The sequence below is a fragment of the Streptomyces sp. NPDC086519 genome (assembly GCF_040686075.1).
Taxonomy (GTDB): Bacteria; Actinomycetota; Actinomycetes; order Streptomycetales; family Streptomycetaceae; genus Streptomyces; species Streptomyces shenzhenensis.
Genome location: NZ_JBFBJL010000013.1, coordinates 99,071 through 124,936 on the forward strand (window position 1 = coordinate 99,071; position 25,866 = coordinate 124,936).

Here is a 25,866-nt window from a genome sequence, read left to right on the forward strand (position 1 = left end):
GCATGGGCCAGAATGAGCCCGTGCCTTCCCTGTTGCTGATCGAGGACGACGACGCCATCCGAACGGCCCTGGAGCTCTCACTGACGCGCCAGGGACACCGGGTGGCCACCGCTGCGACCGGTGAGGACGGTCTGAAGCTGTTGCGTGAGCAGCGGCCCGATCTGATCGTCCTCGATGTCATGCTGCCCGGCATCGACGGGTTCGAGGTGTGCCGGCGCATCCGGCGCACGGACCAGCTGCCGATCATTCTGCTGACCGCGCGCAGCGACGACATCGACGTGGTGGTCGGGCTGGAGTCCGGGGCCGACGACTATGTCGTCAAGCCGGTCCAGGGGCGGGTGCTCGACGCCCGGATCCGGGCCGTGCTGCGGCGCGGGGAACGCGAGTCCAGCGACTCGGCGACGTTCGGAAACGTCGTCATCGACCGCAACGCGATGACCGTGACGAAGAACGGCGAGGATCTGCAGCTGACGCCGACCGAGCTGCGGCTGCTGCTCGAACTGAGCCGTCGGCCGGGGCAGGCGCTGTCCCGGCAGCAGTTGCTGCGGCTGGTCTGGGAGCACGACTATCTCGGTGACTCCCGGCTCGTGGACGCGTGTGTGCAGCGGCTGCGCGCCAAGGTGGAGGACGTCCCCTCGTCCCCGACCCTGATCCGTACCGTGCGCGGTGTCGGCTACCGCCTGGACGCCCCTCAGTGACGGACGTTCAGGGAGGTCTCCGCGGCTGGGCCGCGGATCGCAAGGGGGCCGTGTCCCGGCTGCGCTTCACCAGTCTGCGGCTGCGGCTCGTCGTCGTCTTCGGGCTCGTCGCGCTGACCGCCGCCGTGTCCGCGTCCGGCATCGCGTACTGGCTCAACCGCGAGGCCGTGCTCACCCGTACCCAGGACGCGGTGCTGCGCGACTTCCAGCAGGAGATGCAGAACCGGGCCGGTGCGCTGCCGGTGCACCCGACACAGGACGAACTGCAGCGCACGGCCGGGCAGATGGCCGGCAGCAGCCAACGGTTCAGCGTGCTGCTGGTCGGCGAGGACACCGACGGCAAGACGGTATACGGCAGTTCGGACGGGCTCAGCGCGTTCGCGCTGGACGACGTGCCGGCGTCGCTGCGGAAGGCCGTCGTCAAGCAGCAGAAGGTGACCGGCTCCAACACGTCGGCGTACCACCTGTACTGGCAGCGGGTCGTGGACCACGGCACGCCGTATCTGGTCGCCGGGACGCGGCTGATCGGCGGCGGGCCGACCGGTTACATGATGAAGTCGCTGGAGCCGGAGGCGAAGGACCTCAACTCGCTGGCGTGGTCGCTGGGCATCGCCACCGGGCTCGCTCTCATCGGGTCGGCGCTGCTGGCGCAGGCCGCCGCCACGACCGTGCTCAAGCCCGTGCACCGGCTCGGGGTCGCCGCGCGGCGGCTCGGCGAGGGCAGGCTGGACACCCGGCTGCGGGTCTCGGGGACGGACGAACTCGCCGATCTCTCCCGGACGTTCAACGACGCGGCCGAGGCGCTGGAGAAGCGGGTCGACGACATGGCCGCGCGGGACGACGCGTCGCGCCGGTTCGTCGCGGACATGAGCCATGAGCTGCGCACCCCGCTCACCGCGATCACCGCCGTGACGGAGATCCTGGAGGAGGAGCTGGAGGCGGAGTCGGGGTCGGTGGACCCGATGATCGAACCCGCCGTCCGGCTGGTCGTCAGCGAGACGCGCCGCCTCAACGACCTCGTCGAGAACCTGATGGAGGTCACCCGCTTCGACGCCGGTACGGCCCGTCTCGTCCTCGACGACGTCGACATCGCCGACCAGATCACCGCCTGCATCGACGCCCGCGCCTGGCTGGACGCGGTGGAGCTGGACGCCGAGCGCGGCATCCACGCCCGCCTCGACCCGCGCCGCCTCGACGTCATCCTCGCCAACCTGATCGGCAACGCGCTCAAGCACGGCGGTTCACCGGTGCGGGTGTCGGTGCGGATAGACCAGAAGGACGGGGCGGCGGACGCGGCGGACGCGGGGGACGGGGTCCTGGTCATCGCCGTACGGGACCACGGGCCGGGAATCCCGGAGGATGTGCTGCCGCACGTCTTCGACCGGTTCTACAAGGCCAGCGCCTCCCGGCCGCGCTCCGAGGGCAGCGGCCTGGGCCTGTCCATCGCCACGGAGAACGCCCGCATCCACGGCGGCTCGATCACCGCGGCGAACTCCCCCGAGGGCGGCGCGGTGTTCACGCTCCGGCTGCCCCGGGACGCGTCCCGGCTGGCGGAGGAGAGCAACGAGGCCGGGACTGCCGGCGATGCCGGGGACACCGGGGAGAAGGGCGCCTGATGCACGTGCGGAGACTGGCGGTACGACGGCGGGGCGCACCGCTCCTGGCCGTCGCGGGGCTGGCGCTCGCGCTCTGCGGGTGCGGGATCCGGGCCACCGAGGTGCCGACCGACTTCGGCGGGGCGCCCTCGCGGGTGCCGTGCTCGATGCCCCAGCCGGATCTGTCGGCGCAGGAAGCGCGCGGGGTGCCGGTGCAGGTGTTCCTGCTGTGCCGCTCCTCGCTGGTGACCGTGGACCGCCAGGTGCGGGTCCCGGACGGTACGGCGGACGCGCAGCGCCGGGTGATGGTCGCCCAGGGGCTGCTGGACCAGCTCGCCGAGACGCCGTCGGCCGCCGAGAAGGAGGCGGGCTACACGACGTACGTGCAGGGCGGGATGAGCGTCGGCGGGCCGCGGCCCGGCGATCCCGACGACACGCTGCGGCTGAGCACGTCGCCGCCGCAGCTGACGTCGTACGCGCTCGCCCAGATCGTGTGCACACTGTCCGACTCGGCGGCCGCCGAGGGGGACGGGTCGGTGATCCTGGGCGGGCCGGGGAGGGAGCCGTTGCGGCGCTACGAGTGCACCGACGCCGTGCGGAACTCTCCGAGTGGCAGCCGGCCCCCGTCCACCGAGGTGGCTTCCGGGTGAGGGGCGTTTCGGCGCCCAGTGGGGTGCCGGGGAGGGTGGCGGGGCGGGTGCGGGTCGTGGGTGGTTGCCCGCGCAGTTCCCCGCGCCCCTGACGGGGCGCTGTCGGTGCGGCATGTCGATACAGCCTGGGCCCGGCCCGTGACGGGGCGCTGTCGGCTCCGCATGTCGATACAGCCCTGGCCCGGCCCGTGACGGGGCGCTGTCGGTGCCGCACGTCGATACAGCCCTGGCCCGGCCCCTGACGGGGCGCTGTCGGCTCCGCATGTCGATACAGCCCAGGCCCGGCCCCTGACGGGGCGCTGTCGGCTCCGCATGTCGATACAGCCCAGGCCCGGCCCGTGACGGGGCGCTGTCGGTGCCGCACATCGATGCAGTCGCGCGTGCCGGGCGGGGCGCGTTCTGGGGGGCGTGTGTTGGAGGCCTCACTCCCGTATCCGGAACCGATCGTGTGCGTGGGCGCGTCTTGGGGTGCGTGCAGCGTCAAGGCTCCATCGGCGGCAGCGCCGCGATCCGCTTCCGTGTGGCAGGGGGTGTCCTCCTTGCCGCACACCTCGCGTTCGTCGCCTGGCTGATGCTGCGGCCGCTGGACGTGCCCTGGGTGATGCCCGCCAACCTGCACCCCTTCGCCGGTATCCGCGCCGACCTGGCGCTGGGCTGGCGGGAGGCGGCCCACCGGATCGGGGAGGGGCTCGCGCTGCTCGCCCCGCTCGGGGTACTGCTGCCGATGGCCCACGGCAGACTCCGGGTCTCCCCGCTCGCCTCCCTGATCAGTTCGGCCACCGCGGGTGCCCTGATCTCGCTGGGGATCGCCCTGTTGCAGACCGGGGTGCCGGGCCGGGTGGTGGACGTCGACTCGATACTCCTCAACACGGCCGGTGTCGTCATCGCGCATCTGGCGGTGGTGCCGGCGGGCCGCTCCCGGCTCCGTCGGCGGGGTGAGCGGCAGCGGCCCGCCGCCCTCCCCCAGGAGGAAGCGGCTCAGGGTCGTACCCCGACGATTCCCAGGGTCGGGATCGCCCCGTAGAGCGACGCTTCGCCCTGGTTCGTCTGCGTACTGTGGACATCGGATGAGGGGCCGCAGGAGCCGCCTCGGAACAGACGCTCACGAAGGAGCCGCAGATGTCCAGCCTCGCCCGCCCCACCCATGGCCGCATGATCGGCGGAGTGTGCGCCGCGCTGGCCCGGCGCTTCGGCACCTCCGCGACGACGATGCGGGTGATCTTCCTGCTGTCCTGCCTGCTGCCGGGCCCGCAGTTCCTGCTCTACATAGCACTGTGGATCCTCCTCCCCTCGGAGGAGAAGGCCTCCACCGCCTGGTGACCGGGTTGTACGACAACGCCGTTGGGGCGCTCCGGAGGTTTCCGGGGCGCCCCAACGGCGTTGCCGGTCGGCTGGGGGAGAGATCAGCCGAGCGGAATCCCGTTGACCGGCAGGCCGTGCGCGGGCAGGCCCTGCACCGGCAGTCCGCCGAGGAGACCGCCGCCGGGCTTGGTGGGGCCGCCGGCGAGGCCGTGCTGGACGGCGGTCAGTCCGCCGCCGAGGGCGGTCTGCCCCTGCTGGACGGCCGCTCCGGCCCCCGGCACGGCCGTGGTGACCTGCTCGGCCGGCAGCGTCCTGGTGACGGCGTCCAGGGCCTGCGAGGCGTCCGGGACGGCCGGGGCCGCGTCGGCCGCGCCCGCGCCGACGGCCGCGAAGGCGGCACCGAGGGCGGCGACACCGAGGGTCTTGGCAGCAGACTGCTTCATGGTAAATGCGTCCTTGGAATGCGGTGACGGGGATCGGAAACACGCTGAGCGGTCCCCGACCGTAAACATGCCGGGCCGTCCGCCGCAAACACCGAAATGCGGACGGCTGGTGAAGGTCCGTCCGCTTTCCGTTCCCCGCACGGAGGCCCGGTCAGCCCTCCGCGTCGGCAGAACCGCTGGTGGAGGCGGCCTGCGGGAACAGCCATTCGGATTTCAGCTCCGCATAACCCGGCTTCACGACGTCATTGATCATGGCGAGTCGTTCATCGAAAGGAATGAACGCTGATTTCATCGCATTGACGGAGAACCACTGCAAGTCGTCGAGCGTGTAACCGAACGCCTCGACGAGATGCTCGAATTCCCGGCTCATACTGGTCCCGGACATCAGCCGGTTGTCGGTGTTCACGGTGGCCCGGAAGTACAGCCGGCGCAGCAGCCCGATCGGGTGCTCGGCATAGGAGTCGGCGGCCCCGGTCTGGAGATTGGAGCTGGGGCACAGCTCCAGCGGGATCCGCTTGTCGCGGACGTACGACGCGAGCCGGCCGAGCTTGATCGTGCCGTCCTCGCGGACCTGGATGTCGTCGATGATCCGCACGCCGTGCCCGAGCCGGTCGGCGCCGCACCACTGCAACGCCTGCCAGATGGACGGCAGCCCGAAGGCCTCACCGGCGTGGATGGTGAAGTGGTTGTTCTCGCGCTTGAGGTACTCGAAGGCGTCGAGGTGCCGGGTGGGCGGGTAGCCCGCCTCGGCGCCGGCGATGTCGAAGCCGACGACGCCCAGGTCCCGGTAGCGGTTGGCGAGCTCGGCGATCTCCAGGGAGCGGGCCGCGTGCCGCATGGCGGTGAGCAGGGCGCCGACCCGGATCCGCCGGCCGTTCTCCCGGGCGAGCGCCTCGCCCTGCCGGAAGCCCTCGTTGACGGCCTCGACGACCTCTTCGAGGGTCAGCCCCCGCTCCAGGTGCTGCTCGGGGGCGTAGCGCACCTCGGCATAGACGACGCCGTCCTCGGCGAGGTCCTCGGCGCACTCGCGGGCGACCCGGACGAGGGCGTCCCGGGTCTGCATGACCCCGACGGTGTGCGAGAACGTCTCCAGGTACCGCTCCAGCGAACCGGAGTCGGCGGCCTCGCGGAACCAGATCCCGAGTTTGTCCGGGTCGGTCTCGGGGAGGCCGGCGTACCCGGTCTCCCGGGCGAGGTCGGCGACGGTGCCCGGACGCAGGCCGCCGTCGAGGTGGTCGTGCAGCAGAACCTTCGGCGCCCGGCGGATCTGGTCCGGCGTCGGGGTGTTCGCGGTGCTCTGGCTCGTCATTTCCGCACTCTAACTCCTACGCGCGTAGATCGCTCGGTACTCGGAGATTTACGTGCCCGTCGATATGCAATGGTGACCGCACCGACGGGTCGCGTGCACCGCGTCTTCTGACACTGTTCTGTCATGGCACAGCAAGCGACGCCGGTCCGAACGGCCAGCCTGGGCAGGGCAGTCGGCCAGGAGCCGACGACGGTGAGCGGGGCGGTCCTGCTCCTTCCCGGCGGGGAGGAGGTCTCCGCGCGCAAGCCGTCCCTCGTATGGGCGACGTCCTTCGTCCGCGCGCTCGGCCGCCGGCTCGCCCGTGACGGCCGGGACGAGGGGCTGGCCGCGCACGTCGTCCACTACCGCTATCGCGGCTGGAACGGCAGCGAGGCACATCTGGCGGGGGACGCGAACTGGGCGGCGGACGAGGTGGTACGGCGGTACGGCGACGTGCCGGTGTGCCTGCTGGGCGTGGGGATGGGCGGCCGGGCCGCGCTGCACGCGGGCGGCCACGAGGCCGTCAACTCCGTCGTCTCCATCGCTCCTTGGCTGCCGGAGGCGAACGCGGCGCCCGAGGAACCGGTTCGGCAGCTGGTGGGGCGGCGGGTGCTGATCGTGCACGGCACGAACGACGAGCGGACCGATCCGGAGCTGTCGTTCCGGCTGGCGGCGCGCGCGAAGAAGGCGAACCGGGAGGTGTGCCGGTTCGAGGTGCACTCGGACGGACACGGGCTGCACCAGCACCGGGACGAAGTCCTCGCGCTCGTGTCGGACTTCGTGATGGGGGCGCTGTACGGGCGGGCGGTGTCGCGGCCCGTGGAGGACGCGCTGGCCGCGCCGCCGCCGATCGGGTTGCGGATGCCCCTTGCCGCGGGCTTCGGAAGGTCGCTTCGCAGGCGCTGACGTTCGGTGACGGGGTGCGGGTCGTGGGTGGTCTTGCGCGGTTCCTCCCCCGGCCTTCGGCCGGGGGGTACCCCCAGCGCCCCTGAAGGGGCGCGCTGTCGCTAGGCGGGAAGCAGGTTGCCCCTTCTCGACAGCAGGAACTTCTTGAAGGCCGCCACCGGCGGGGTGTCCGGATGGCCGTCCAGCCATGCCACGCCGATCTCCCTCGCCGCTCTCGGGGCCGTGACCGTCAGTTCCGCGACTCCCGGGCGGGGGAACACCGGCGGGGGCAGGAGCGCCACCCCCAGCCCCGCCGCCACCAGCCCCCTCAGCGTCTCCGCCTCCTCCCCCTCGAAGGCGACGCGCGGCCGGAAGCCGGCTTCCTTGCACAGGTCGTCGGTGATGCGGCGCAGGCCGTAGCCCGGCTCCAGGGTCACGAACGTCTCGTCGGCGGCCTCGGCCAGGCGGACCCGCTTGCGGGCGGCCAGCGGGTGGTCCGCGGGCACCACCAGGCGCAGCTTCTGTTCGTCGAGGCGGCGGCCGACCAGGTCGGGGGCGTCCGGTACCGGGGAGGTCAGGCACAGGTCCAGCTCGCCCGCGCGCAGCTTCTCGAGCATCGCCTCGCCGTAGTTCTGGACGAGGCTGAAGCGGATGCGGGGGTGGTCGACGCGGAAGGCCTGGAGGAGGCCGGGGACGGTTTCCGCGCCCATGGTGTGCAGGAAGCCGAAGGCGACCTTGCCCGTCGTGGGGTCGGCGTCGGCGCGGACCTCGTCGGCGGCGCGCCGGACCTCGGCCAGGGCGCGCTCGACCGAGGTGAGGAAGGTGCGGCCGGCGGGGGTGAGGGAGACGGTCCGGCCGTGCCGGGTGAAGAGGTCGACGCCCAGGTCCTGCTCCAGGCGGGCGATCGCGCGCGAGAGGGTGGACTGGGGGACGTCGAGTTCCTGGGCGGCCCTGGTGACGTGCTCCGTGCGGGCCACGCCGGCGAAGTACGCGAGGCGGGGCGCCAGCAACATCGTCATGTCTTCTGTGTCACCGTACGGTGACAGGCGCCCCGCCGGCCTCTGCTGATGCTCCATGGGATCGATTATGGCGATTCCGTGCATTGGACGGATGAGCGCGGGGTCCGTACGTTCGAAGCATGTCTCCCGCCAGTACCGGGGCGTCCACCGTCGTGGGCGCCGTCACGTCCGTCCCCGCCGCCGACTCGCGTCTGACCCCCGGCGGTCCCGGCTACCGCCGGATGAGCTTCGCGCTCTTCCTCGCCGGTGTCGCGACCTTCGCCCTCCTCTACTCCACGCAGGCCCTGCTCCCGCTGATCTCGGACGGCTACGGCGTGTCCGCGAGCGACGCGAGCTGGACGGTGGCGGCGGCGACCGGCGGCCTGGCGCTGTTCGTCATCCCGATGAGCGCCCTCTCCGAGCGCTTCGGGCGGCGTACGGTCATGACGGCGTCGCTGGCGGTCGCGGTGACCGTCGGTCTGCTGGTCCCCTTCGCGCCCTCCCTGGGCGTACTGATCGTGCTGCGTGGCGTCCAGGGCGCGGCGCTGGCCGGTGTGCCGGCGTCGGCGCAGGCCTATCTGGCGGAGGAGGTCCGCCCCAGGGCGCTGGTCACGGCCATCGGCCTGTTCGTCGCGGGCAACAGCGTCGGCGGGATGAGCGGCCGGGTCATCACCGGCTGGGTCGCGCAGGAGTGGGGCTGGCGGGTGGCCGTGGGCACGATCGGCGTGATCGCGGTCGGCTGCGCCGTCGCCTTCCGGCTGCTCCTTCCCGCGCCGCGGCACTTCAGGGCGGGCTCGCTGCACCCGCGCCGGCTGCTCGGCACGGTCAGCGACCACCTGGCCGACCCGCTGCTGCGCCGCCTGTACGCGATCGGCGCGCTGTTCATGACCGTCTTCGGCGGCGTCTACACGGTGATCGGCTACCGCCTGACCCAGGAGCCCTTCTCGCTCCCCCAGGGCGTCATCGGCTCGATCTTCCTGGTCTACCTGGTCGGCACGGTGTCGGCGTCGACGGCCGGCCGTCTGGTCGGCCGCCTGGGCCGCCGCGGAGCCCTCTACCTGGCCGGCGGCACCACGGCCACCGGCCTCCTCCTCTCCCTGGCCGACTCGCTCCCCCTGGTCCTGCTGGGCCTGGTCCTGATCACCGCGGGCTTCTTCGCGGGCCACGCGGTGGCCTCCTCGGCGGTCAGCAAGACGGCGGCCCACGGCCGCGCCCAGGCCTCGGCCCTCTACCAGTCCGCGTACTACATCGGCTCCAGCGCGGGCAGCACGGTCGGCGCGCTGGCCTTCCACGCGAGCGGCTGGGCCGGCACGGTCGGGGTAGGACTGCTCGCGATCCTGGGCGTCGTGGCCATCACGGTCCTGGGCTCGGTCGCAGCCCGCAGGCAGGTCCTGGCGAACGCCCACTGATCAGCGCCCCGACCGAAGCGCCCCGTCAGGGGCGCTGGGGGTACCCCGGCCGAAGGCCGGGGGAGGAACTGCGCGACCAGCCACGACGCACCCGCACCCGCCACCCGACCGCGCACCCCACCCCCTTGGGCGCCCCACTCCTCACCTGCACGTTTCCCCACTCCAGGGGCCATTGTCAGTCCCCTGCGATAGCTTCCGAAGTGCTGGGGCGCGACGGTGCGCGGACAGGAACGGCCACAGGGGTGGGTGGACGGCACGATGAGTGACAGCACGGCGACGGCGGAGCTGGACGTCGCACTGGAGAAGTACCGGACCGAGCTGACGGGGTACTGCTACCGCATGCTCGGCTCGTCGTTCGAGGCCGAGGACGCGGTGCAGGACACGCTCGTGCGGGCCTGGCGGAGCTACGAGAAATTCGAGGGCCGCTCCAGTCTGCGGTCGTGGCTGTACCGGATCGCGACGAACGTGTGCCTGGACATGCTCGGCGCGGGCAGCAAGCGGGCCCGGCCGATGGACCTCAGTGAGTCGACGCCGCTCGCCCAGGCGGCGCTCTTCCCCCGGCCCGACAACACCTGGCTGGAGCCGGTGCCCGACGCACGCGTGCTGCCGACCGTGGACGACCCGGCGGAGGCGGCCGTGGCCAAGGAGTCCATCCGGCTGGCCTTCATGGCCGCCCTCCAGCAACTGCCGCCCAAGCAGCGGGCGGTGCTGATCCTGCGCGAGGTGCTGGCGTGGCGGGCCAACGAGGTGGCCGAGCTGCTCGGCACCACCGTGGCGTCGGTCAACAGCGCGTTGCAGCGGGCCCGGGCCACGCTGGCCGAGCGGCGGCAGTCGGGCGCCGCCGCCGAGGTCTCCGACCCGCTCGACGAGGAGCAGCGAAAGCTCCTGGAGCGCTATGTCGCCGCCTTCGAGGGCTACGACATGGCGGCGCTGACGGCGCTGCTCCACGAGGACGCCATCATGACGATGCCGCCGTTCGACCTGTGGCTCACCGGTCACGACGACATCACCGGCTTCATGACCACCCTCGGCTCCGCCTGCGAGGGCTCACGGCTGTTCCCGGTCCAGGTCAACGGCCTGCCCGGGTTCGCCCAGTACAAGCCCGACCCGGACACCGGCGGGTGGAGCCCCTGGTCCGTCCAGGTCCTGGAGATCTCGGACGGCCGGCTGACCGGGTTCCACTTCTTCCTCGACACCAAGCGCTGGTTCCCGCTCTTCGGCCTCCCCCTCCACCTGGAGGCCGAGGCCGACGAAACGGAGGAGGGAGCGTAGCGCCGGGTCGGGGTGGCGGAGCCGTATCCGCCCGCCGGCCCGCCGGGCCGCCAGCTCCAGCCGCGCCAGCAGGTCGACGGCCGCCAGGCCCGGCGGCCCGAGACCGGCCACATCGCAGACGACGACCCCGGCCCCGGTGCCCCCGAGCAGCTCGCGCACGTCGTCGCAGAGCCCCGGCACCTCGTCCCTGGCGACGGGGCCGGACAGCACGAGTACGGCGGGGGTCACGGCATCCACGTACCGGTAGACCGGCCACGGCCCGACAACTCATCGGCAGGACGGCGGGCTCCCACCGCGTCGCGCAGATCACCAGGTCACGCCGTTGACCTGCGACTGACCGGACCCGAGGGTTAGGTGCATGTCCCACGGATCACCTCGCGGATCAGCGCCGCCCCGGACACCCCGCGGTCTCCTCCCCCGCAAGGGGGTTCCGTGCAGGGGGTGTTGAGCGGCTTCGCGGTCATCGCGATCGTCATCGCCGTCGGCTACGGCCTCGGTCGCGGCGGCCATCTGGGGGCGGGCGGTCGCGAGGTCCTCACCAAACTCGCCTTCCACGTCGCCTCCCCCGCCCTCCTCTTCACCCTGCTCGCGAAGGCCGACCTGGCGGTGATCTTCTCCAGCCGCCTGCTGGTGACGGCCCTGAGCACGGCAGCGGCGGCGGGCGCGTTCGTGACGGTGGGTGTCGTACGGCACTGGGGCGTGGGTCGTACGACGATCGGCGCGCTGTGCTCCAGCTACGTCAACTCGGGCAACCTGGGGATCCCGATCGCCGTGTACGTCCTGGGCGACGCGTCTCTGGTGGCACCGGTGCTGCTCTTCCAGGTGGTCGTCCTCACCCCGATCGCTCTCACGATCCTCGACCTGTCGGGCATGGGCGAGAAGGGCCCGTGGTGGCGCCGCCTGCTGACTCCGCTCCGCAACCCGATAGCCGTCGGCTCACTGTCCGGCGTCGCCGTGTCGGCGTTCGGCATCCGTGTCCCCGGCCCGGTGCTGGACCCGCTCACCCTGATCGGCAACATGTCCGTACCGGCCGTGCTGCTCGCCTTCGGCATCTCCCTGCGGGGCAGCACGCTCCCCGGCCGGGGCCGCGACCGCCACGCGGTGTTCCTGTCCGTCGCCCTGAAGGCGGTGGCCCAGCCCCTGGTCGCCTGGGCCCTGGCGTCGGCCGTCTTCGGCCTGCGCGGGGCGCCTCTGCTCGACGTGACGGTGACGTCGGCGCTGCCGGCCGCCCAGAACCTGTACACGTACGCCGGCGCCTACCGGGTGGGCGAGGAACTGGCCCGGGACTCGATCCTGCTGTCGACGGTGCTGTCGGTGCCGGTGCTGGTGGTCGTGGCGGCGCTGCTGGGGTGACGAGCCGGTCAGTCGACGGGAAACTCACCGGTGTCGATCGTGAGGCCGAACGGCTCCGGCAGCTCGATGGGATCGCCGAACTTGACGGCACGGAGGACCCGGTAGACGTCGCCCTTCGGCTCGCCGCAGAGCGTCGCGGTGGGGCCGCCGGGGGCCCAGCGGTCGATCAGGAGGTAGAGGGGGATACCTGCGGTGGCGTAGGCGGCCGGCTTGCTGACGCGGTCGTGCCGGGCGTTGGACTTGGAGGTGACCTCGACGACGAGTTCGGCGAGGGCGGCGGGGATGTGGGACTCCGCCTCCACACAATCCTGTACAGGTGCCACCACCAGGTCGGGGATGAGCATGCCCAGGCGCGACGGCACCGCGATGGCCAGTGTCTGGAAGATCTCCAAGTCGTCGGGGACCACGCTGTAGAGGCGGCGCTGGATGCGCGCCGCGATCACGTTGTGGCGGGAGGCGGGAGCAGGTGACACGGTGACGATCCCCTCGATGATCTCCACCTTGCTGCCCTCGGGCCATTCCATCTCCTCCCAGAACTGGACGAGGTCGTCCCAGCTCTGCTCGGGGTCGTGGCCCACGGGGAGTGCGCTCATGGCGGTCTCCTTCGGTTGCGTCACCGATCCCAGCATGCCGAACGGGACCGGCGCGGGTCCACCGATCCCGTTCACCCGATCGGGCAATCCCCTGGTCAGGCGATACGTTCCAGCACGACGGGCGACGCCGTGAACGCCGTACCGGCCGCCGCGATGTCGTACGCCCCCTCCACCGCCTGGAGCGCGTACTCGAAGCGCTCCGGGGTGTCCGTGTGCAGGGTGAGCAGGGGCTGGCCCGCCGTCACCGGGTCGCCGGGCTTGGCGTGCAGTTCGACGCCCGCGCCCGCCTGCACCGGGTCCTCCTTGCGGGCCCGGCCCGCGCCCAGGCGCCAGGCGGCGACGCCGATGCCGTAGGCGTCGAGGCGGGTCAGCACGCCGGACGACGGCGCCTTGATGACGTGCTGTTCCCTCGCGACCGGGAGCGCCGCGTCCGGGTCGCCGCCCTGGGCCGCGATCATGCGGCGCCAGACGTCCATCGCCGAGCCGTCGGCCAGCGCCTTCGCCGGGTCCGCGTCCTTCACACCGGCCGCGTCGAGCATCTCGCGGGCCAGCGCGAGGGTCAGTTCGACGACGTCGGCGGGGCCGCCGCCGGCGAGGACCTCCACCGACTCGCGGACCTCCAGCGCGTTGCCCGCCGTCAGGCCCAGCGGCGTCGACATGTCCGTCAGCAGCGCGACCGTCTTCACCCCGTGGTCGGTGCCGAGGCCCACCATGGTCGAGGCGAGTTCGCGGGCGTCGGCCAGGGTCTTCATGAAGGCACCCGTCCCGACCTTCACGTCCAGGACCAGTGAACCCGTGCCCTCGGCGATCTTCTTGGACATGATGGAGGAGGCGATCAGCGGGATCGCCTCGACCGTGCCGGTGACGTCGCGGAGCGCGTACAGCTTCTTGTCGGCGGGGGCCAGGCCGTCGCCTGCCGCGCAGATCACCGCGCCGGTGCCGTCCAGCACCGCCAGCATCTCCTCGTTGGAGAGCAGGGCGCGCCAGCCGGGGATCGACTCCAGCTTGTCGAGGGTGCCGCCGGTGTGGCCGAGGCCGCGGCCCGAGAGCTGCGGAACGGCCGCGCCGCAGGCGGCCACCAGGGGCGCCAGCGGCAGGGTGATCTTGTCGCCCACGCCGCCCGTGGAGTGCTTGTCGGCGGTCGGGCGGGACAGCGAGGAGAAGTCCATGCGCTCGCCGGAGGCGATCATCGCGGCGGTCCAGCGGGCGATCTCCCGGCGGTTCATGCCGTTCAGCAGGATGGCCATGGCGAGCGACGACATCTGCTCGTCGGCGACCTCGCCACGCGTGTACGCGTCGATGACCCAGTCGATCTGCTCGTCGCTGAGTTCACCGCGGTCCCGCTTGGTGCGGATGACGGAGATGGCGTCCATGGTGGCCATGGCGTTCCCTTCGAAGAGGTGCGAAGCGTACGGCCCCTCCGCGCGCCGGGCAGGGAGGGGCCGTACGGGAGTTACTTGGTGAGATGGGCCGGGCCGAAGGCCTGGGGCAGCATCTCGGAGAGGGGCAGGACGCCCTCCGGGGTGTCCAGGAGGAGGTCCGGGCCGCCGAACTCGTAGAGCAGCTGGCGGCAGCGGCCGCACGGGACGAGGAGGCCGCCCGTGCCGTCCACGCAGGTGAAGTGCGTGAGGCGGCCGCCGCCCGTGCGCTGGAGCTCGGAGACCAGTCCGCACTCGGCGCACAGGCCGAGGCCGTACGACGCGTTCTCCACGTTGCAGCCGGAGACCGTACGGCCGTCGTCCACCAGGGCGGCCACCCCGACGGGGTAGCCGGAGTACGGCGCGTAGGCGTGGGACATGGCCTCCCGCGCCTCGGCGCGCAGGGCCTCCCAGTCGAAGCCGGCGGCCGCGCCGGTCACTTGCCCTGTCCCTTCCGGTAGGGCAGGCCGTCCGCCTTCGGCATCCGCAGGGACTGCGCAGACAGCGAGAGCACCAGGAGGGTGACGATGTACGGGGTCGCGGTCACGAGCTGGCGCGGGACCTCGTTGGTGGAGGCGTACCAGATGAACATCAGGACCGAGATCACGATGGTGATCACCGCCGGGACGTACTTCTTGCGCCAGGCCAGGTAGGCCGCGCCGAACACCAGCAGGATCGCGATCAGCAGGATCAGCGCGTGGACGTTCACCGTGCCGCCGCGCAGGTTGAGGCTGTCGGTGTAGCCGAACAGGCCCGCGCCGAGGGCGAGGCCGCCCGGCATCCAGTTGCCGAAGATCATCGCGGCGAGGCCGATGTAACCGCGGCCGGCGGTCTGGCCGTCCAGGTAGACGTTGGAGGCGACGATCGAGAGGAACGCGCCGCCGAGGCCCGCGAAGCCACCGCTGATGATCACCGCGATGTACTTGTACTTGTAGACGTTGACGCCGAGGGACTCGGCCGCCACCGGGTTCTCGCCGCAGGAGCGCAGGCGCAGGCCGAAGGCGGTGCGCCACAGCACCCACCACGTGATCGGTACGAGGGCCACCGCGATCACCGTCAGCGGGGACAGGTCGGTCAGCAGACCGCCGACCAGGCCCGCGAGGTCCGAGACCAGGAACCAGTGCTTCCCGTTGAGCGTGTCCAGCCAGTCCGACAGGCCGGGGACGCTGAAGGTGCCCAGCGAGTCGATCGGCGGGGACTGCTTGGAGGAGCCGCCCTCGGCGTTCTCGAAGGTGAACTTCGAGAGGTAGCGGGTGGCGCCCAGGGCGAGGATGTTCAGGGCCACACCGGAGACGATGTGGTTGACGTTGAAGGTGACGGTGGCGACGGCGTGCAGCAGGGCGCCGAGCGCGCCGCCGAGGATGCCGAAGACCACGCCGGTCCAGGGGCCCCACTGGTAGCCGGCCCAGGCGCCGAACCAGGTGCCCAGGATCATCATGCCTTCGAGGCCGATGTTGACGACGCCCGCGCGCTCGGCCCACAGACCCCCGAGACCGGCGAGGCCGATGGGGACGGCGAGGCGCAGCGCGGTGGACATCTGGCCGGTCGAGGTGATGCCCTCGGCGCCGGTGATGAGGCGCACGGCCGAGGTGAGGACCAGTACGCCGGCGATGACCAGCAGGAGTACCGGGAGCGACATTCGGCGGCCGCCCTTGCCGGGCTGCTTCGCCTGCGGCTTGGCGATGGTCGCGGTGGGCATCAGGCCGCCACCTCCTTCTTGGTGTTCTGGGCGGCGGCCGCGGCGAGCTCCGCGCCGACCTGGCGCTGCTGGCGGCGCAGACCCCACTGCCGTACGGCTTCGTAGGAGATGACGACGGAGAAGACGATCAGGCCCTGCATGATCGTGGCGATCTCCTTCTCGTACGCCACCGGGGTCGCGTAGTCGAGGGCGGGCGAGGCCTTGTCGAGGAAGGCCCACAGCAGGGCGGCGAAGGCGATGCCGCCGGGGTTGTTGCGGCCGAGCAGGGCGATACCGATGGCGGTGAAGCCGAGACCGGCCGGGAAGTCGAGGCTGTAGGTGTGGGAGTCGCCGAGCAGCAGCGGGAGGCCCGCGAGGCCGGAGACGGCGCCGGAGATCAGCATGGAGACCAGGACCATGCGCTTGGCGTCGACGCCGGAGGCGGCCGCGGCGGACTCGGAGGCGCCGGTGGCGCGCAGGTCGAAGCCGAAGCGGGTGCGGTTGAGGACGATCCAGTAGCCGATGCCGAGGGCTATGGCGACGAAGACCATGCCGTAGATCTCGCCGACGTCGGAGCCCAGGTTGATGCCGGGGAACCAGCCGGACTTCTTCATCACGCCGGTCGTCATGTTGTTGCCGACCTGGACGCCCCACACGTCGGAGAGGGTGACGTAGCCGATGACGCTGGTGGCGATGGCGTTCAGCATGATCGTGGCGACGACCTCGCTGACCCCTCGGGTGACCTTGAGGACGCCCGCGACACCGGCCCAGAAGGCGCCGGTGAGCATGGCGACCAGGAGCAGCATCGGGATCTGCAGGAAGGCGGGCAGGCCGACGTTGGCGCCGACCACGGCCGTCATCACGGCGGCGAGGCGGTACTGGCCGTCGACGCCGATGTTGAACAGGTTCATGCGGAAGCCGAGGGCGACCGCGATGGCCGCGATGTAGTACATCGCCGCCTGGTTGATGATCAGGACCTGGATGTCCGAGTACGGCAGCTGCTGGAGCATCAGCGCGTACGGCTCGAACGGGTTGCGGTTCGAGGCGAGCAGCACGATCGAGGTCAGGGCGATCGCCAGGACGAGCGCGATGGCCGGGCCGGCCAGCGCGAGGAGCACGCGCTCCTTGTCGAACTTCTTCATCGGGCCTCGTCCTCCGGACCGGCGGCGCCTTCGTTTCCTTCTGGGGCGGTGTCTACGTGTTCCAGGTGGCCGGACGCGGCACCCGTCATGGCGGAGCCCAGTTCCTCCGGGGTGATGGTGGCCGGGTCGGCGTCCGCGACCAGCTTTCCGTCGAAGATCACCCGCAGGGTGTCCGACAGGCCGATGAGCTCGTCCAGGTCGGCGGAGATCAGCAGCACGGCCAGGCCCTCGCGGCGGGCCTCCCGGATGCGGTCCCAGATCTGCGCCTGGGCGCCGACGTCCACCCCGCGGGTGGGGTGGGCGGCGATCAGGAACTTCGGGTTGTGGCTCATCTCGCGGCCGACGATCAGCTTCTGCTGGTTGCCGCCGGAGAGGGAGGCGGCGGTGACGTCGATGCCGGGGGTGCGGACGTCGAACTCCTCGACGATCCGGCGGGTGTCGGCCTGGGCGCCCTTGATGTCCAGCCAGAAGCCCTTCGCGTTGGGCTTCTCGGTGACGTGGCCGAGGATGCGGTTCTCCCAGAGCGGGGACTCCAGGAGCAGGCCCTGGCGGTGGCGGTCCTCGGGGATGTAGCCGACGCCGGACTCGCGCCGCTTGCGGGTCTGCCAGCCGGTGATGTCCTCGCCGAGGAACTCGATCGCGCCGGAGTCGGCGTTCCGGGTGCCGATGAGCGCGTCGATCAGCTCGGTCTGGCCGTTGCCCTCGACGCCTGCGATGCCCATGACCTCACCGGCGTGGATGGTGAAGGAGACGTCGTCGAGGACGCGCTTGGCGGCGCCGGGGGTGGTGGCCTCGTCGAGGACGTCGCCGCGCGCGGTGGCGCCGGCCGAGCCGGCCGTGGCGGTCTCGGGCTGCGCGCCGAGCTCGCCGAGGGAGGCGCCGCCGGCGTAGACGGTGAGGTTCTTCACCGTGACGACGGCCTGGTCGGTGACGGTGGACTCGGCGGTCTCCGGGGTGGGCAGCTCGCTGCCGACCATCAGCTCGGCGAGCTGACGGGGCGTGGTCTCGGACGGGATCACCGTGCCGACCGTCGTGCCGCGCCGGATGACGGTGATGTCGTCGGCGACGGACAGCACCTCGCCGAGCTTGTGGGAGATGAAGATGACCGAGAGGCCCTCGGACTTCAGCTCGCGCAGGTTGTCGAAGAGCGCGTCGACCTCCTGCGGGACGAGGACGGCGGTGGGCTCGTCGAGGATCAGGATCTTGGCGCCGCGGAAGAGGACCTTGAGGATCTCCACGCGCTGCCGGTCGGCGACACCGAGGTCCTCGACCAGGGCGTCCGGGCGGATGCCGAGCCCGTACCGGTCGGAGATCTCCTTGATCTTCTTCCGGGCGTTGCCGCCGATGCCGTACAGCTTCTCGCTGCCGAGCACGACGTTCTCCAGCACCGTCAGGTTGTCGGCCAGCATGAAGTGCTGGTGGACCATGCCGATGCCGCGCGCGATGGCGTCGGCCGGGGACGAGAAGGAGACCTGCTCGCCGTCGACCGCGATGGTGCCCTCGTCCGGCTTCTGCATGCCGTAGAGGATCTTCATCAGGGTCGACTTGCCGGCCCCGTTCTCGCCGACCAGGGCATGCACGGTGCCCCTGCGGACGGACAGGTGGATGTCGTGGTTGGCCACGACACCCGGGAATCGCTTGGTGATCCCTGCCAGCTCGACCGCGGCTGTCGTCTCTGCGGTGAGCGGAGGGCTGCTGGACGCGTCGATGGCGCACTCTCCTCGGGAAAGGGGTCGCTCTACGCGCGTAGCGCCCCTGCTTTAAATAGTGCCCGGACCTGACCGAGTTTTTTCGTCTCTCGATCCGTTCCGAGCATTCTGCCGCGCGAACGAGGGTTGCCCCTGCCGCTGTTCCCGGGATCTCTCAAGGATCTCCCGGCCCCGCACACCCGGGTCACCGGCCGGTCTCCCCGCCACGCACCCGAGATTCCTGACCGAACTCTCGGATCCGCGTCCAGGGATCCGCCCGGACCCCCCGCACCCAGGCCCCGAACCCCCCGACAGGTCCGCCGGACCCGCGCCCGGGACCACCGGCAGACGCCCCGGACCGCGCCCGGGACCACCGACCGGTCACCCGGACCCGCGCCCGGGATCCCGCCCGGATCTACGGAGTCCCGGATCTACGGCCAGGGCACGGGAAGAACATCCTTCCCGCACCCCGTTCCGTGGCCGTAACGCTGCCATTACGGCGCCTCTTTGACCATGCCTGGGACAAGGTCATGACTCCTGGGTCAGGAGGTCTTGACCGTGATGGAGCCGTTCTTGATGCCGTCCTCGGCCTTCTTGATCGCGGCCTGAAGGGTGGCGTTGTTCTTGAAGACCGGGTTGGAGTCGGCCAGGCCGACGCCACCGTTGCTCAGGGAGCCGCGGATCTCGCCGGACAGCGGCTTCTTGTCCTTGATGACCGACTTGGCCAGGTCGTACACCGCGCCCTGGACGTTCTTGAGGGCCGAGGTCAGGATGTAGTTCTTGTACTTCGACAGCGCGGCCTGGTTGTACTGGTCGGAGTCGACGCCGATCGCCCACACCTTGTGCGCGGCGGCGGCCTTGATGACGCCCTGGCCGGAGAGACCGGCGGCGGCGTAGACCACGTCGGCACCGGCGCCGATCTGGCCCTCGGCGGCGGCCTCGCCCTTGTCGGGGCTGGAGAAGCCGCCCTCCTGGGCGGTCTGGGTCAGGTACTGGGCCTTGACCGTGACGTTCTTCTTGGTGTCCTTGACGCCCTGCTCGAAGCCCGCCTCGAACTTGTGGATCAGCGGGACGTCCACGCCGCCGATGAAGCCGACGGTGTTCGACTTGGTGGTCAGCGCGGCGGTGACGCCGGCCAGGTACGAGGACTGCTCCTCGTGGAAGACCATGTCGGCGATGTTGCTCGCCTGGTCCTGGTTGTCGTCGATGATGCCGAAGGTGACCTTCGGGAACTTCGCGGCGGCCTCCTTGACGGCGGGCGCGTAGGCGAAGCCGACGCCGATCACGGGGTTGTAGCCGGACTTGGCCAGGGTCTCCAGCCGCTGCACCTTGTCCGCGTCCGACTCGCCGTCCTGCGGCTCGATGTCCCGGCCGGTGACGCCGAACTCCTGGTCGGCCTTCTGGAAGCCGGCGTACGCGGCGTCGTTGAAGGACTGGTCGCCCTTGCCGCCGACGTCGTACGCGAGACCGACACCCTTGGACGCACCGGCCTTGCCGGTGGACGAGCTGGACGAGTTGCCGCACGCTGAGACGGTGACGGCAAGAGCTGCGGTTGCAACGCCCGCAACGGCGATTCGGGACACCCGGCGCATGGAACGAGACTCCTTCGTGCAAGCGCCCAAACCAGGCGCTGGTTCCGCGGCAGCGTAACGCGCGTAGACCAGACGGAAAACCCCCAATGTCCGGTCCGTTATCTAGCTGTGGCCACAGGCACGGCCAAGGTTACGGACAGCATCGCGCCCCTTGCAGGAGGCAAGGGGCGCGCCGACCGCGACGCCGTCGGGCGGCCGTACACAGGGGTACGGCCGCTCACCGGGCGCTTTGTATGTGCCGCGTCACTTCGTGTTGACGGTGACCTTGCCGTCGATGATGTCCTGCTTGGCCTTGTCGACCGCGGCGACGACCTTGGTCATGGCCTTGTACTTCGGGTTGGTGTCCGCGAAGCCGACGCCACCGGTCTTGAGGGTGCCCTCGACGGTGCCGCTCTCCGGCTTGCCCTCGTAGACCGACTTCACCAGGTCGTACACGGCGCCGCCGACGTTCTTCAGCGCCGAGCCGAGGATGTAGTCCTTGTACTTCGCGAGGGCGTCCTGCGAGTACTGGTCGGAGTCGACGCCGATCGCCCACACCTTGTCGGTGGCGGCGGCCTCGATCACGCCCTGGCCGGAGAGGCCGGCCGCGTGGTAGATGACGTCGGCGCCGGCGTCGATCTGGCCCTGGGCCGCGGTCTTGCCCTTGTCGGGGCTGGAGAAGCCGCCCTCGGCCGCGGTCTGGGTCAGGTACTGCGACTCGATCTTGATCTTCGGGTTGACGGCCTTGGCGCCCTGGTCGAAACCGGCCTCGAAGGTGTGGATCAGGGGGATGTCCACGCCGCCGATGAACCCGATGTGGTCCTTCTTGGTCGCGGAGGCGGCCGCGACGCCGGCCAGGTACGAGGACTGCTCGGCGGCGAACACCATGTCGACGACGTTCTTCGCCTGGATCGTCGAGTCGTCGATCATGCCGAAGGTGATGTTCGGGTACTTGGCGGCGACCTCCTTGACGGCGGGCGCGTAGGAGTAGCCGACCCCGATGATCGGGTTGTAACCGGCCTTGGCCAGCGTGTCCAGGCGCTGCACCTTGTCGGCGTCGGACTCGCCGTCCTGCGGCTCGATGTCCCGGCCGCCGATGCCGAACTCCTTCTCGGCCTTCTGGAAACCGGCGAAGGCGGCGTCGTTGAAGGACTGGTCGCCCTTGCCGCCGATGTCGTAGGCGAGGCCGATGCCCTTGCCGTTGTACTTGCCGGACGAGTTGGTGCTGGTCGCACCGCTGTCCTGGCTGGACTTGCCGCACCCGGCGGCCGCGAGGGCGATGACGGCAACGGTCACCGCAGCTTGGGAGAACCGAGTCCTCCGACCCGAGATAGTACGCACAACAAGCACCCCTTCGTCCCCACGGCACCGTCTTCGGCCCGCTTCCCCAACCGTCCACCCTCGGTGGCGATTTCGGCGCACAGTAACGCGCGTAGAAGGGGAGGGGAACGGGGTTTCTCCGGGCCGTTATCGAACCGTGCCGACTCCGGGTTACAAGCGACGGCCGCCGGTTACGACGGGGTGACACAAGGGGGCGAAGAGGTACCGACCGGGCACCTCTTCGCCCCCTGCGGAACTCACGCGACATACGGGAATCCGACCGCTTCTCCCACAGCCGTTTCCCCCGGCCGTTTCCCCCGTCCGGCACGACTGCCGTCGGAGCGCCTGCCGTCGATACGGCTACATGGTCGCGTCGATCAGGGCGGCGGCCGTGAACAGCTCCACCCCGACGGTGATGGCCCGCTCGTCGGCGTCGAAGTCACCCTGGTGCAGGTCGCGCGCGATCCGGTCGCCCGGCGTGCGCACCCCGAGCCGCGCCAGCGCGCCCGGCACGTGCTCCAGGTACCAGGAGAAGTCCTCGCCGCCGAGGCTCTGCTCGGTGGTCTCGATGGAGTCGGTGCCGCGGCGGGCGGTCATCGCGTCCCGCAGCAGTTCGGTGACCACCGGGTCGTTGACGACCGGCGGCACCCCGCGCACGTAGTTGATCTCGGACTTGGCCCGGTGCATGGTGGCGACCTCGTCGATCGCCGCGTGCACCACGTCCGGGGCCTGCCGCCAGGCCTCCAGGTCCAGGCAGCGCACGGTCCCGGACAGCTCGGCGTGCTGGGGGATCACGTTGGGCGCGTGCCCGCACTCGATCCGGCCCCAGGTCACGGCGAGCCCGCTGCGGCTGTCCACGCGCCGGCCGATGAGCGCCGGCACGTCGACGGCGACCCGGGCGGCGGCGGTGACCAGGTCGGTCGTCAGGTGCGGCCGCGCGGTGTGCCCGCCGGGCCCGTCCAGGGCCACCTCGATGCGGTCGCAGGCGCTGGTGATGGCCCCGGTCCTGAGCCCGATCCGCCCCACGTCCACCCGGGGGTCGCAGTGCACGGCGATAATCCGCCCCACCCCGTCCAGCACCCCGGACTCGATGGCGTCGGCGGCACCGCCGGGCAGCACCTCCTCGGCGGGCTGGAAGAGCAGCCGTACGGGCCGCGGCAGCTGCCCCCGCTCGTGCAGCTCGGCGAGGACCAGCCCGGCGCCCAGCACCACGGTCGTATGCACGTCGTGCCCGCAGGCGTGCGCCCGGTCCGGCACGGTGGACCGGTACGCGCACTCGGTCTTCATGTCCGGGATGGGCAGGGCGTCGATGTCGGCGCGCAGGGCGAGCACCGGAAGCCCGTCCCCGACCGGCCCGATGTCACAGAGGAGGCCGGTCCCCGAGCGGAGGACACGCGGCCGCAGACCGGCCTTTTCCAGCCGTTCCTTGATGGCGGCCGTGGTGCGGAACTCCTGGTTGCCCAGTTCGGGGTGCATGTGCAGGTCGCGGCGGAAGGCGACGAGTTCGGCGTGCAGTTCCTCGCTGAGCACGCCGGGGAGCACATCCCCGGGAAGGTCGGCCTCGGTCTCTTGGGACATCAATTGGTTCACCCTCTGAAGGGTAGGACGCCCGAAGGGTCACCTGACCCGAGATCAACAAAACTTCAGCCCGTTAGGGGAAGAAAATCTGACCGCGGACGCATGACGCCGGACGTGGCTGGGTAACACTTATGTTTCCTCTTCCACGGATACCACGCCTGGCGACGATCACGCGCGTCCTGTCCACCTACCGAAACGGGACCGAGCCGCAACCGCGACTTCGCCACGCGGGCCACGCCCGCCCGGTAGCGTGCGCGACCGTGACGGACTCGGAAACACCCGACTTCATACAGACCACCCGTACGTCCTACGACGCGTTCGCCAAGGACTACCGCGCCGCCTTCCCCGGCCTGCCCGAACGGCCGGTGGACATGTCGATGATCGCCGCCTTCGCCACGCTGGTGAAGGCGAACGGCACCGCCCCCGTGGCCGACCTGGGCAGCGGCCCCGGCGACTTCACGGCGCACCTGAACGACCTGGGTGTCCAGGCCTTCGGCATCGACCTCTCGCCCGCCATGGTCGCCCTGGCCCGCGAGGCCCACCCCGCCGTCCGGTTCCACCGGGGCTCCATGACCTCCCTGGACCTGCCCGACGAGACCCTCGGCGGCATCCTCGCCCTCTACTCGATCATCCACATCCCCGACGACCACCTGCCGGCGACCTTCGCCGGTTTCCACCGCGTCCTGGTTCCCGGCGGCCACGTCCTGCTGGCCTTCCAGAAGGGCGAATCACCCGGCCTCCACCTCACCGAGCGCTTCGGCCACGAGATCGACCTGCGCTACTACTGGCGTCCCGCGTACGCGGTGGGCGACATGCTCGCCAAGGCGGGCCTGGAGGTGGCGGCGACCCTGATCCGGGAGCCGGTGGAGTCGGAGAAGTGGCCCCGGGCGTTCGTCCTGGCCCGCAAGCCGGGCTGAGCCGGGGGCGGGTCCGCCGAGGGCGGGGGAAGCGCGGCGTCACTCCTGGGTGCGGCGCACACACTCCGTGACGACCTCCCGCAGGCTGCCGGTGCCCGCCAGCAGCTCCCGCTGCTCGACCGCGCCGTTGCCGCGCCCCAGCAGACGTGCGACGGCCTCTTCCACGGCCGCCAGGTCACCGCTGTCGGCGAGGGCGTCGCGGGTGTGCGCGAGCAGCGCGTCCAGTACGGCGGAGGCCGGCCGGGGCCGCAGGGTGCCGGGATCCAGCAGTTCCCCCTTCAGCCCCGATCTCGCCGCCCGCCAGGCGGCCAGCCGGTGCAGCGCCACCCCGTGGTCGACGGGCTCCCGTCCGGCCCGCCATTCCCGCGCGGCGGTCTCCACCAGCGCACGGGCGAGGGTGGCCACGAGGACGGCGGTCTCCGCGCGCAGGCAGACATCCGCGACCCTGATCTCCACGGTCGGATAGAGCCGGGCCAGCCGGGCGTCGAAGTAGGCCATCGCCTCGTCCAGGATGACGCCGGTGGCCACCATGTCCGCCACCAGCCGGTGGTAGCGCCCGGGGGAGCCGAACAGCTCGGTCGGACCGGCGGACGGCCAGCGCATCCACACCCGGCTGCGGTAACTGGCATAGCCGGTGTCGTCGCCCTGCCAGAAGGGGGAGTTGGCGCTGATCGCCGTGAGCACCGGCAGCCAGGGCCGGACCCGGTCGAGCACCCCCACCCCCTCGTCGTCGGACTCCACGGCAACATGCACATGGCACCCGCACACCAGCTGCTCCCGGGTGGCGATGCCGTAGTGCTCGGCCATCCACTGGTAGCGCCGGTTCACGCTGATGGAGGGGCTGACGGGCAGCGGCGAGGAGGCGAGCGCGACCACGGCGGACCCGAGCTCTCCGGCGAGCCGGGCGGCCTCCTTACGGCACCGGACGATCTCCTCCCCCAGCTCCGCCATCTCCGACTGCGGATGGGTGGCGAACTCCAGCATCTGCCCGTAGAGCTCCTTCTCGAACACGTCCTGCCCCGGATCGGCCAGCGAGGCCCGCGCCAGCACGGCCGCGGCCGACGCCTGGGGCTCACCCGTCCCCGGGTCGACGAGCAGCAGCTCCTCCTCCACTCCGACGGTACGCACCTGAGGCCGCCCTCCATCCACACCGCGCCCCTGCCCAGGCAGGCTGTTTCCCCCCGACTTCCCAGGCCGGGCCGACGGACACCTGCCCACGGCCCGAGGGCGGCTCGGACGTTCACACCTCGACGAACAGCTCCGCGGCGTCGGTGACGTGCACTGCGCGCTGGGCCCAGAGCTCAAGCTGATCCAGCTCCGTACAGGACTCCACCCGCTCTCGCACGGAATCGCTCACCGGGACACCCCGCCACTCCAGCAGACGCAGCACCATCTCGGCACACTGCTGGACGCGCCCCTGTTCCCGGCCTTCCTCGCGTCCTTCTTCGCGCACCTGTTCCGCCAGCGGGTGCCGCCAGAAGTACTGGATCGCCGTCATCAGGTCCCTCCACATCTGCTTCGCCTGGGGATCGACCAGGAGTCGACCCCACCATCACGCCACCCCCAAGGTGCACCACACGTACTTGCCGCGCTCCCCGAACCGGGACGACGGCTGCCAGCCCCAGCAGTCCGCACACGCGACCACCAGCCCCAGCCCCCGCCCCGCCTCGTCGAGCTCCGTCACCACCCCCAACGACCGCGGCGGCTCAGGAGGCACGGGATCCGCGTCCCACGCCCCGATCCACACGACGCCCTCCGGGGAGCGCCGCACCCGCAGCGCGGCCGGCCCCTTCGTGTGCCGCACGGCATTGGAGACCAGCTCAGCGGCGAGAAGCTCCGCGGTGTCGGCGAGGCCGATCAACCCGTGCATCGTCAGGATCAGACGCAGGGTGCGACGGCAGATCGTCACCGCTCTCAGATCGTTGGGAATGGAGAGCGTGTAGTCCCAGGCTTCGGACATGCGTCATCAACTCCGGTTCGGTGAAGGGGATTCACGCACGGTGGCATCGCCGCACAGCAACGGTGCGGTGCACTTCCGCAGCGTGCGCGTTACGTCACCGACAGTAGG

Annotated in this window: 24 protein-coding genes and 2 pseudogenes; 10 read left to right on the forward strand and 16 right to left on the reverse strand. The window is 71.1% G+C overall.

Going from position 1 to position 25,866, the window contains the following annotated elements:
* Positions 1-20: 20 nt before the first annotated feature.
* From afsQ1 to AB0P24_RS14950, 5 genes are all read left to right on the forward strand, one after another.
* Positions 21-698 (forward strand): two-component system response regulator AfsQ1, encoded by a 678-nt coding sequence (gene afsQ1, locus AB0P24_RS14930; RefSeq protein ID WP_181805288.1) that lies wholly within the window; start codon positions 21-23, stop codon positions 696-698.
* The gene (locus AB0P24_RS14935; RefSeq protein WP_365793887.1) at positions 695-2,314 is read left to right on the forward strand and encodes a HAMP domain-containing sensor histidine kinase; all 1,620 of its coding nucleotides are present in this window, start codon (positions 695-697) and stop codon (positions 2,312-2,314) included. Before afsQ1 ends, AB0P24_RS14935 begins: the two co-directional genes overlap by 4 nt.
* Complete coding sequence (locus AB0P24_RS14940; protein WP_365793889.1) at positions 2,314-2,943, forward strand: hypothetical protein; 630 nt, start codon at positions 2,314-2,316, stop codon at positions 2,941-2,943. The genes AB0P24_RS14935 and AB0P24_RS14940 overlap by 1 nt, the downstream gene beginning before the upstream one ends.
* Positions 2,944-3,415: 472 nt before the next feature.
* On the forward strand, positions 3,416-3,967 hold the full coding sequence (locus AB0P24_RS14945; RefSeq protein ID WP_365793891.1) for a VanZ family protein: 552 nt from the start codon (positions 3,416-3,418) through the stop codon (positions 3,965-3,967).
* A gap of 95 nt (positions 3,968-4,062) precedes the next feature.
* Positions 4,063-4,263 carry a PspC domain-containing protein gene (locus AB0P24_RS14950; protein ID WP_181805292.1) on the forward strand — a complete coding sequence of 67 codons (201 nt, stop codon included), beginning with the start codon at positions 4,063-4,065 and terminating at the stop codon, positions 4,261-4,263.
* A gap of 83 nt (positions 4,264-4,346) precedes the next feature.
* Here AB0P24_RS14950 and AB0P24_RS14955 read toward each other — a convergent pair whose 3' ends face one another.
* Together AB0P24_RS14955 and AB0P24_RS14960 are read right to left on the reverse strand one after the other, a co-directional pair.
* Positions 4,347-4,688, reverse strand: a complete 342-nt coding sequence (locus tag AB0P24_RS14955) for an ATP-binding protein (RefSeq protein WP_365793893.1) — start codon at positions 4,686-4,688, stop codon at positions 4,347-4,349.
* Positions 4,689-4,839: 151 nt separating this feature from the next.
* Positions 4,840-5,997: an adenosine deaminase gene (locus AB0P24_RS14960; protein WP_365793895.1), complete on the reverse strand. Its 1,158-nt coding sequence runs from the start codon at positions 5,995-5,997 to the stop codon at positions 4,840-4,842.
* A gap of 123 nt (positions 5,998-6,120) precedes the next feature.
* Here AB0P24_RS14960 and AB0P24_RS14965 point away from each other — a divergent pair, with 123 nt between their 5' ends.
* Positions 6,121-6,882, forward strand: coding sequence for a prolyl oligopeptidase family serine peptidase (locus tag AB0P24_RS14965; protein WP_365793897.1), 762 nt, complete (start codon positions 6,121-6,123; stop codon positions 6,880-6,882).
* 101 nt (positions 6,883-6,983) lie between these two features.
* Here the strand turns inward: AB0P24_RS14965 and AB0P24_RS14970 are convergent, their stop codons facing one another.
* A complete protein-coding gene (locus tag AB0P24_RS14970) occupies positions 6,984-7,937 on the reverse strand; it encodes a LysR family transcriptional regulator (RefSeq protein WP_365793899.1) in 954 nt (317 codons plus the stop codon).
* 62 nt (positions 7,938-7,999) lie between these two features.
* Here AB0P24_RS14970 and AB0P24_RS14975 point away from each other — a divergent pair, with 62 nt between their 5' ends.
* Positions 8,000-9,268, forward strand: coding sequence for an MFS transporter (locus tag AB0P24_RS14975; protein ID WP_365793901.1), 1,269 nt, complete (start codon positions 8,000-8,002; stop codon positions 9,266-9,268).
* A 258-nt stretch (positions 9,269-9,526) separates the two neighbouring features.
* Positions 9,527-10,540 (forward strand): sigma-70 family RNA polymerase sigma factor, encoded by a 1,014-nt coding sequence (locus AB0P24_RS14980; protein ID WP_365793903.1) that lies wholly within the window; start codon positions 9,527-9,529, stop codon positions 10,538-10,540.
* Positions 10,541-10,570: 30 nt separating this feature from the next.
* Here the strand turns inward: AB0P24_RS14980 and AB0P24_RS14985 are convergent.
* Positions 10,571-10,777 (reverse strand): annotated as a pseudogene (locus AB0P24_RS14985) (hypothetical protein); the annotation flags it as partial.
* A 195-nt stretch (positions 10,778-10,972) separates the two neighbouring features.
* Here AB0P24_RS14985 and AB0P24_RS14990 point away from each other — a divergent pair.
* On the forward strand, positions 10,973-11,893 hold the full coding sequence (locus AB0P24_RS14990; RefSeq protein ID WP_365793905.1) for an AEC family transporter: 921 nt from the start codon (positions 10,973-10,975) through the stop codon (positions 11,891-11,893).
* 8 nt (positions 11,894-11,901) lie between these two features.
* Here AB0P24_RS14990 and AB0P24_RS14995 read toward each other — a convergent pair whose 3' ends face one another.
* The 9 genes from AB0P24_RS14995 to AB0P24_RS15035 all read right to left on the reverse strand — a co-directional run bounded on the left by AB0P24_RS14995 (position 11,902) and on the right by AB0P24_RS15035 (position 22,881).
* Positions 11,902-12,486 (reverse strand): Uma2 family endonuclease, encoded by a 585-nt coding sequence (locus AB0P24_RS14995; protein WP_365793907.1) that lies wholly within the window; start codon positions 12,484-12,486, stop codon positions 11,902-11,904.
* Positions 12,487-12,581: 95 nt separating this feature from the next.
* The gene (locus AB0P24_RS15000) at positions 12,582-13,859 is read right to left on the reverse strand and encodes a thymidine phosphorylase (protein ID WP_365794022.1); all 1,278 of its coding nucleotides are present in this window, start codon (positions 13,857-13,859) and stop codon (positions 12,582-12,584) included.
* A gap of 80 nt (positions 13,860-13,939) precedes the next feature.
* Complete coding sequence (locus AB0P24_RS15005) at positions 13,940-14,344, reverse strand: cytidine deaminase (protein WP_365793909.1); 405 nt, start codon at positions 14,342-14,344, stop codon at positions 13,940-13,942.
* The gene (locus tag AB0P24_RS15010; RefSeq protein ID WP_365793911.1) at positions 14,341-15,603 is read right to left on the reverse strand and encodes an ABC transporter permease; all 1,263 of its coding nucleotides are present in this window, start codon (positions 15,601-15,603) and stop codon (positions 14,341-14,343) included. Before AB0P24_RS15010 ends, AB0P24_RS15005 begins: the two co-directional genes overlap by 4 nt.
* Positions 15,603-16,724 carry an ABC transporter permease gene (locus AB0P24_RS15015; RefSeq protein WP_365793913.1) on the reverse strand — a complete coding sequence of 374 codons (1,122 nt, stop codon included), beginning with the start codon at positions 16,722-16,724 and terminating at the stop codon, positions 15,603-15,605. The genes AB0P24_RS15010 and AB0P24_RS15015 overlap by 1 nt, the downstream gene beginning before the upstream one ends.
* A complete protein-coding gene (locus tag AB0P24_RS15020; protein WP_365794024.1) occupies positions 16,721-18,433 on the reverse strand; it encodes an ABC transporter ATP-binding protein in 1,713 nt (570 codons plus the stop codon). The genes AB0P24_RS15015 and AB0P24_RS15020 overlap by 4 nt, the downstream gene beginning before the upstream one ends.
* 521 nt (positions 18,434-18,954) lie before the next feature.
* A complete protein-coding gene (locus AB0P24_RS15025) occupies positions 18,955-20,004 on the reverse strand; it encodes a BMP family ABC transporter substrate-binding protein (RefSeq protein WP_365793915.1) in 1,050 nt (349 codons plus the stop codon).
* 243 nt (positions 20,005-20,247) lie between these two features.
* Entirely contained in the window at positions 20,248-21,279 is a 1,032-nt protein-coding gene (locus tag AB0P24_RS15030) for a BMP family ABC transporter substrate-binding protein (protein ID WP_365793917.1), read from the reverse strand.
* A gap of 384 nt (positions 21,280-21,663) precedes the next feature.
* Complete coding sequence (locus AB0P24_RS15035) at positions 21,664-22,881, reverse strand: amidohydrolase (protein WP_234535372.1); 1,218 nt, start codon at positions 22,879-22,881, stop codon at positions 21,664-21,666.
* A 260-nt stretch (positions 22,882-23,141) separates the two neighbouring features.
* Here AB0P24_RS15035 and AB0P24_RS15040 point away from each other — a divergent pair, with 260 nt between their 5' ends.
* The gene (locus tag AB0P24_RS15040) at positions 23,142-23,798 is read left to right on the forward strand and encodes a class I SAM-dependent methyltransferase (RefSeq protein WP_365793919.1); all 657 of its coding nucleotides are present in this window, start codon (positions 23,142-23,144) and stop codon (positions 23,796-23,798) included.
* A 39-nt stretch (positions 23,799-23,837) separates the two neighbouring features.
* Here the strand turns inward: AB0P24_RS15040 and AB0P24_RS15045 are convergent, their stop codons facing one another.
* The 3 genes and pseudogenes from AB0P24_RS15045 to AB0P24_RS15055 all read right to left on the reverse strand — a co-directional run bounded on the left by AB0P24_RS15045 (position 23,838) and on the right by AB0P24_RS15055 (position 25,758).
* Positions 23,838-24,926: a glutamate--cysteine ligase gene (locus AB0P24_RS15045; RefSeq protein ID WP_365793921.1), complete on the reverse strand. Its 1,089-nt coding sequence runs from the start codon at positions 24,924-24,926 to the stop codon at positions 23,838-23,840.
* 112 nt (positions 24,927-25,038) lie between these two features.
* Positions 25,039-25,335, reverse strand: a pseudogene (locus tag AB0P24_RS15050) (hypothetical protein); the annotation flags it as partial.
* A gap of 15 nt (positions 25,336-25,350) precedes the next feature.
* Positions 25,351-25,758: an ATP-binding protein gene (locus AB0P24_RS15055; protein ID WP_365793923.1), complete on the reverse strand. Its 408-nt coding sequence runs from the start codon at positions 25,756-25,758 to the stop codon at positions 25,351-25,353.
* Between the last annotated feature and the right edge of the window lie 108 nt (positions 25,759-25,866).

Excerpts from the sequence above, each read along its gene's own strand:
- AB0P24_RS14940 (WP_365793889.1), top strand. The coding sequence starts at position 2,314 with ATGCACGTGCGGAGACTGGCGGTACGACGGCGGGGCGCACCGCTCCTG.
- AB0P24_RS14950 (WP_181805292.1), top strand. The coding sequence starts at position 4,063 with ATGTCCAGCCTCGCCCGCCCCACCCATGGCCGCATGATCGGCGGAGTG.
- AB0P24_RS14955 (WP_365793893.1), bottom strand. The coding sequence starts at position 4,688 with ATGAAGCAGTCTGCTGCCAAGACCCTCGGTGTCGCCGCCCTCGGTGCC.
- AB0P24_RS14960 (WP_365793895.1), bottom strand. The coding sequence starts at position 5,997 with ATGACGAGCCAGAGCACCGCGAACACCCCGACGCCGGACCAGATCCGC.
- AB0P24_RS14965 (WP_365793897.1), top strand. The coding sequence starts at position 6,121 with ATGGCACAGCAAGCGACGCCGGTCCGAACGGCCAGCCTGGGCAGGGCA.
- AB0P24_RS14970 (WP_365793899.1), bottom strand. The coding sequence starts at position 7,937 with ATGGAGCATCAGCAGAGGCCGGCGGGGCGCCTGTCACCGTACGGTGAC.
- AB0P24_RS14975 (WP_365793901.1), top strand. The coding sequence starts at position 8,000 with ATGTCTCCCGCCAGTACCGGGGCGTCCACCGTCGTGGGCGCCGTCACG.
- AB0P24_RS14980 (WP_365793903.1), top strand. The coding sequence starts at position 9,527 with ATGAGTGACAGCACGGCGACGGCGGAGCTGGACGTCGCACTGGAGAAG.
- AB0P24_RS14995 (WP_365793907.1), bottom strand. The coding sequence starts at position 12,486 with ATGAGCGCACTCCCCGTGGGCCACGACCCCGAGCAGAGCTGGGACGAC.
- AB0P24_RS15000 (WP_365794022.1), bottom strand. The coding sequence starts at position 13,859 with ATGGACGCCATCTCCGTCATCCGCACCAAGCGGGACCGCGGTGAACTC.
- AB0P24_RS15010 (WP_365793911.1), bottom strand. The coding sequence starts at position 15,603 with ATGCCCACCGCGACCATCGCCAAGCCGCAGGCGAAGCAGCCCGGCAAG.
- AB0P24_RS15015 (WP_365793913.1), bottom strand. The coding sequence starts at position 16,724 with ATGAAGAAGTTCGACAAGGAGCGCGTGCTCCTCGCGCTGGCCGGCCCG.
- AB0P24_RS15025 (WP_365793915.1), bottom strand. The coding sequence starts at position 20,004 with ATGCGCCGGGTGTCCCGAATCGCCGTTGCGGGCGTTGCAACCGCAGCT.
- AB0P24_RS15035 (WP_234535372.1), bottom strand. The coding sequence starts at position 22,881 with ATGTCCCAAGAGACCGAGGCCGACCTTCCCGGGGATGTGCTCCCCGGC.
- AB0P24_RS15055 (WP_365793923.1), bottom strand. The coding sequence starts at position 25,758 with ATGTCCGAAGCCTGGGACTACACGCTCTCCATTCCCAACGATCTGAGA.